The sequence below is a fragment of the Streptomyces sp. NPDC031426 genome (assembly GCF_055581585.1).
The window spans coordinates 224,577-229,970 of the sequence record NZ_JBVIJE010000012.1 but is presented as its reverse complement, the minus strand read 5'-3'; the positions used below and the strand labels follow the sequence as shown (position 1 = coordinate 229,970).

Annotated in this window: 5 protein-coding genes and 1 pseudogene; all 6 read right to left on the bottom strand. The window is 70.5% G+C overall.

Going from position 1 to position 5,394, the window contains the following annotated elements:
- Window positions 1–404, bottom strand: a pseudogene (locus tag ACZ5NH_RS26020) (amino acid transporter); the annotation flags it as partial.
- Window positions 405–561: 157 nt separating this feature from the next.
- Window positions 562–924: a hypothetical protein gene (locus ACZ5NH_RS26015; protein ID WP_365329577.1), complete on the bottom strand. Its 363-nt coding sequence runs from the start codon at window positions 922–924 to the stop codon at window positions 562–564.
- A 28-nt stretch (window positions 925–952) separates the two neighbouring features.
- Window positions 953–1,729 carry a GNAT family N-acetyltransferase gene (locus ACZ5NH_RS26010; protein ID WP_468778453.1) on the bottom strand — a complete coding sequence of 259 codons (777 nt, stop codon included), beginning with the start codon at window positions 1,727–1,729 and terminating at the stop codon, window positions 953–955.
- 91 nt (window positions 1,730–1,820) lie between these two features.
- Window positions 1,821–1,898: a 50S ribosomal protein bL37 gene (locus ACZ5NH_RS26005; RefSeq protein WP_468253281.1), complete on the bottom strand. Its 78-nt coding sequence runs from the start codon at window positions 1,896–1,898 to the stop codon at window positions 1,821–1,823.
- A 28-nt stretch (window positions 1,899–1,926) separates the two neighbouring features.
- Window positions 1,927–2,736 (bottom strand): SDR family NAD(P)-dependent oxidoreductase, encoded by an 810-nt coding sequence (locus ACZ5NH_RS26000; protein WP_468778451.1) that lies wholly within the window; start codon window positions 2,734–2,736, stop codon window positions 1,927–1,929.
- 383 nt (window positions 2,737–3,119) lie between these two features.
- Window positions 3,120–5,273: a potassium-transporting ATPase subunit KdpB gene (gene kdpB / locus ACZ5NH_RS25995; protein ID WP_468778449.1), complete on the bottom strand. Its 2,154-nt coding sequence runs from the start codon at window positions 5,271–5,273 to the stop codon at window positions 3,120–3,122.
- Window positions 5,274–5,394 lie beyond the last annotated feature (121 nt).

Sequence of the window (5,394 nt, the reverse complement as noted above, 5' to 3'; positions counted from 1 at the left end):
TCCGTGGCGGCGAAGCCCAGCAGCGTCAGGACGAACAGCTTGCCCTTCCAGAAGGAGAGCAGCCGCTCCAGCATGGCGATGGAGCCCTCGCCGTGGGGACTCTCCTCGGCCACCCTGCGGTAGACGGGGAGAGCGCCCGCAAGGGTGACGACGACGAGGACGAGGGTGGCTATGGGGGAGAGCAGGCCGGCCGCCAGGGCGGCGATGCCGGGCTGGTAGCCAAGGGTGGAGAAGTAGTCGACACCGGTCAGGCACATCACCCGGTACCAGCGCTGGCCCTTGTGCGGGGGCTCGGGCTCGGCGTGCGGGCCGGTGTGGCCGCCGTGCTTGCCCATGTCGGACAGGCCCTCCAGCATCCAGGTGCGCAGGCGGCTGGTACTGGGAGGGCGTTCGGTGGTGGCCATGGACGTGCTCTCCTGATGTGCGGCTCAGCGTGGGGTTCCGGCCATCACACGGACGGCCGCACCAGCCTAAGCAAGGAGTGACGCATGGGCCCGCATGGATGTCCGCTTAGCGCGTCAAGACCGCGTTAAGGCCGAGCGCGTCGCGTGCCGCGCGCCTTCAGGGCCGGACACCCAGCGTCATGGCGGACGACGTTTCCCTGCCGCCCCGCAGCCAGGTGATGCGGATCCGCAGGCTGCTCGCGTTCGGATGCAGGGACGGATGTCCGCTGAGGCTGCCGTCGGTGCAGGTGCCGTCCGGATGGGTGCCGTAGGCACCGCCGCGGTCTCCGTACTCGTTGCCGAGGTCGTCCAGGGCCTCCAGGACCGGGAGCGCGAGGGTTTCGCCACCGGGCTCCGGGACCTGCGGTGTGATCCGGTAGTGGAGCGTGAAGGAGTCCTCCCCGCGCTTCAGCCGGGTGATCGTGAGCTCGTGGCGGCCTTCGAGGATCGGCAGGGTGAGGAGCGGGGGCTTCCTGGGCATGGGAGTCTCCTCCTTTTCACGGTGATCGCTAGGCGCTGAGCCGATGGTGTGACACCGGGCTCCCCACCGCGTAGTGGACGTACTCGCGGACCAGGCGGAAACCGGCGTTCCAGGCCAGGAGGCGGCTGGCGCGGTTGTGGAGGGAGCAGTTCCAGCTGGGGGTGTGGCCGCGGGAGGTGATGTCCGCGCACAGGGCGGTGACGCAGGCCAGGGCGAGGTGGTGGCGTCTGTGGTCCAGGACGGTGTGGACGGCCACGTCCTCGTAGCTGGTGCCGCGGAAGTAGGTGCAGGCGACCGCCTGGATGCGGCCGGTGCGGCCCACCGCGGCCCAGGCGTGGCCGGAGGCGGCGAGGCCGCGCGGGCCGCCCCAGCTGGCCGACAGCCAGGAGGCGTCGGGGCCGAGGGCGTGCACGGCGTCGGTGTCCGCCGGTTCCAGGCGCCGTACAGTGACCGCGTGCGGGACCGTGGCGGGCTGGGGTGTGGCCTGGAGGGTCCAGATCATGCGCTCCCAGGGGGTGAGCCGGTCGAAGGCGGCGCCGAGGGCGGGCAGGAACCGGGCCGGTGCTTCGACCCGGTTGCCGGCCAGCGGCGCGAGGAGTTCCGGTGTCAGTTCTTCCGGGCTGCCGCGCAGCACGACGTGGCCGGCGCAGGAGACGGCGACCGTGCTCGGCTGGACGGGCCGGTCGGCCCACCAGCGGCCGATGCCCGTCGCCAGCACGTGCTCACCGATCGTGGCGGGACCCGGGGAGTGCGTGGGGAACCAGCGCGCGAGCGCCCGTTTGTCGGGCGGCGAAATCTCGATCATCAATGCCTCATGGGAGGGGGAGAGGGGATGCGGACGGGCGGGCGACCGGGGGAACGCTGTTCCCTGTCGCCCGCCCTGCTGTCGTGCTCGGTCAGCTCTGGCCGGCCTTGTTGCCGTGGTTGGCCTTCTTCTTGCGGCGGGTCTTCTTCTTGCGTGCGCGCTTGGACACGTACAACTCCTCTTGTCTCGCGTGCTCTTCAGGCGGTACGGCCGACCAGGAGGTCCGCCAGCTTGCTGAGGCGCCTGACCGTGCGGTCCTCGGTCGCGGCCGGGGCCGGGCCGACCCGCTCGTCCCGGTCGTAGTAGGCGCCGTTGCCGATCTCGACGGCCGGGTCGCACAGCCGGACCACGTGTGCGGCGCCCTCGGCCGGGGAGACGCCCTCGTGGGCGTAGAGCGGCAGCAGGGCGGTGTCGCAGACGCCCGGGTGGACGGAGACGGCGGTGACGCGCGGGTCGGAGGCGAAGACCGTGAGGGCGAGCTGGGACTGGGCGTAGGCGGCGAGGCGGGAGTAGCGGCGGGCGCGGTTGGGGTCGGCCCAGCTGATGGAGGCCGTGCGGTGCAGCGAGGAGGACACGTTCACCACCCGGCCGCCCGGGTCACTCGTGAGCGCCGGTTCGAGCAGGCAGGTCAGCAGGTAGTGGGCGAGGAAGTTGACCTGGAAGGCGACCTCGTTGCCGTCGGCGGTGACCGTGTGCCGCTCCGGCGCGGCCATGCCGGCGTTGTTGACCAGGACGTCCAGGTGTGGGTGGGCGGCGACCACGGTGCGGGCGAGGGTCTCGACCTGCTCGAGGTGGCCGAAATCGGCGAAATGAGTGACCAGTTGGTTCGCCTTCACGCCGGCCGTGGCGATGAGGCGGTCGGCGGCGGCCTGCGTCTCCTCGGCGGTGCGGCCGTGCAGCAGCACGGTGGCGCCGCGCTCGGCGAGCTGTCGTGCGGTCTCGTAGCCGATGCCGGAGGTGGCGCCGGTGACCAGGACGGTACGGGCGGAGAGGGTTGAGTTGGACATGATCCCATCCGGGGTTGCAGGCACGCCGGCACGGCCCGGTGAGGGGCGGTGGGCGTGCGAGGGGGAAAGGTGAACGAGGGGCGCCGGAGCCGATCACGGCGCCCCTCGGGTCACGGAAAGCGGCGTCGGCGGGACGCGACGTCAGCGGGCACGGCGTCGGCGGGACGCGATGTCGGCAGGACGTGGACGCTTCCGGTCAGCGTGGCGCACGACGCGGCGGCCGAGCGGGACTCGGCGGCCGGTCGTAGAAAAGCCAGGCGCTGTTCACGAAGTCCATGGAAGCCGTTCCGCATTCGCCGGGCAAGCCGAAACCCCCGTCTCTGACGGGGCTCTGACGTGCGCATACGGGGCCTTGACGGGCGAGCCATGTGGACGGACGCGACTCATCCAAGGCCGGGCACCCCCGAGACCAGCAGGTCGATCAGCTTGATGCCCACGAAGGGCAGGACGAGACCGCCAAGGCCGTAGACCAGCAGGTTGCGGCGCAGCAGGTCATGTGCGGAGGACGGGGTGTAGCGCACCCCGCGCAGGGCGAGGGGGATCAGGGTGACGATGATCAGGGCGTTGAAGATGATCGCGGAGGTGATCGCGGAGGTCGGGCTGTGCAGGCCCATCACGTTCAGCGACTCAAGGCCCGGGTACGAGCCCGCGAACATGGCCGGGATGATCGCGAAGTACTTCGCCACGTCGTTCGTGATGGAGAACGTCGTCAACGCACCGCGCGTGATGAGGAGTTGCTTGCCGATCTCGACGATCTCGATGAGCTTGGTCGGGTTGGAGTCGAGGTCGACCATGTTGCCGGCCTCCTTGGCGGCCGACGTACCGGTGTTCATGGCCACGCCGACGTCCGCCTGGGCCAGCGCGGGCGCGTCGTTCGTGCCGTCACCGGTCATCGCGACCAGCTTGCCGCCCTCCTGTTCTCGTTGGATCAGGGCGAGTTTGTCCTCGGGCGTCGCTTCGGCCAGGTAGTCGTCCACGCCCGCCTCCTCGGCGATCGCCTTCGCCGTCAGCGGGTTGTCGCCCGTGATCATCACCGTGCGGATGCCCATGCGGCGCAGTTCGGCGAAGCGTTCGCGGATGCCGTCCTTGACGACGTCCTTCAGCTGGATCACGCCGAGGGCGCGTGGTCCGTCCCAGTCGTGCACCGCGACCAGCAGCGGTGTCCCGCCGGCGGCGGACACGGTATCCGCGTACCTGCGCGCTTCCGGCGGTACGTGGCCGCCGTACATCTGCACCCAGTCGATCACCTGCTGGGCGGCGCCCTTGCGGATGGCGCACACGGCGCCGTTGTCCCAGCGCAGGTCGACCCCGCTCATCCGGGTCTGCGCGCTGAACGGCACCCAGCGGGCGTTCGCCAACTCGCCCTCGGCGGGAGCCCGCAGGCCGTACCGGTTCTTGGCGAGGACGACGACGGAGCGGCCCTCGGGTGTCTCGTCGGCCAGCGAGGACAGCTGGGCCGCGTCGGCGAGCTGCCGTTCGTCGATGCCGGGCAGCGCGATGAAGGCGGCGGCCTCCCGGTTGCCGAGGGTGATGGTGCCGGTCTTGTCGAGCAGCAGGGTGTTCACATCACCCGCCGCCTCGACCGCACGGCCGGACATGGCGAGGACGTTGCGCTGTACCAGGCGGTCCATGCCGGCGATGCCGATCGCGGACAACAGGGCACCGATGGTGGTCGGGATGAGCGTGACGAGGAGGGCGACCAGCACGGTCGTGGACTGCGCGGCGCCCGCGTACTCGCCCATCGGCTGGAGCGCGACGACGACCAGAAGGAAGATGATGGTCAGCGAGGCCAGCAGGATGTTCAGGGCTATCTCGTTCGGGGTCTTCTGCCGGGATGCGCCCTCGACCAGGGCGATCATCCGGTCCAGGAAGCTGTGCCCGGGGCGGGCGCTCACCCGTACGACGATCCGGTCGGACAGGACCGTCGTGCCGCCCGTGACGCCGCTGCGGTCGCCGCCCGCCTCCCGGATCACCGGGGCCGATTCGCCGGTGACGGCGGATTCGTCGACGGCCGCGACCCCGTCGATGACGTCTCCGTCCGCCGGGATCATCTCGCCTGCCTCCACGAGCACGACGTCCAGCGGTTTCAGGTCGGTGGCGGCGACGGCCTCCGCGCGGGCGGCGGCGAGGTCCGTGCCGTAGCTCCAGTGCTCCAGCCGCAGCGCCACCGTGTCGGTACGGGCCCTGCGCAGCGACTCGGCCTGCGCCTTGCCACGACCCTCCGCGACGGCCTCGGCGAGGTTGGCGAAGACGACCGTCAGCCACAGCCACAGACTGATGATCCAGGTGAACACGGCGGGGTGCAGTAACGCCGACAGCGTGGTCAGCATCGCGCCGACGGACACGACGAACAGCACCGGGTTCTTCACCAGGACGCGCGGATGCAGTTTGCGCAGCGCCTCGGGGAAGGAGCGGACAAGCTGGGCGGGTTCGAACAACCCGCTCGGAGCGCGCCGCCTCGCTCTTCCCCCCGCTCCGGTTCGGGGTGCGCGTTCGGGACGTGACGGCGAGGCCTGCTGGGGGGCAGCGGGAAGCATGGACACCTTCGTGCCTTGACGGTGGACAGGGACTGTGGCCGCGGTCCGTGGGGGGGGGGGGGGGGAAAAGACCAAAAAAGGGAGGGAAAAAAACGAAAAAGAGGGGGAGAAAAAAAAAAAC

Bases quoted from the DNA above. Each gene is read 5' to 3' on its own strand.
- ACZ5NH_RS26010 (WP_468778453.1), bottom strand. From the start codon at position 1,729: ATGATCGAGATTTCGCCGCCCGACAAACGGGCGCTCGCGCGCTGGTTC.
- ACZ5NH_RS26015 (WP_365329577.1), bottom strand. From the start codon at position 924: ATGCCCAGGAAGCCCCCGCTCCTCACCCTGCCGATCCTCGAAGGCCGC.
- ACZ5NH_RS26000 (WP_468778451.1), bottom strand. From the start codon at position 2,736: ATGTCCAACTCAACCCTCTCCGCCCGTACCGTCCTGGTCACCGGCGCC.
- kdpB (WP_468778449.1), bottom strand. From the start codon at position 5,273: ATGCTTCCCGCTGCCCCCCAGCAGGCCTCGCCGTCACGTCCCGAACGC.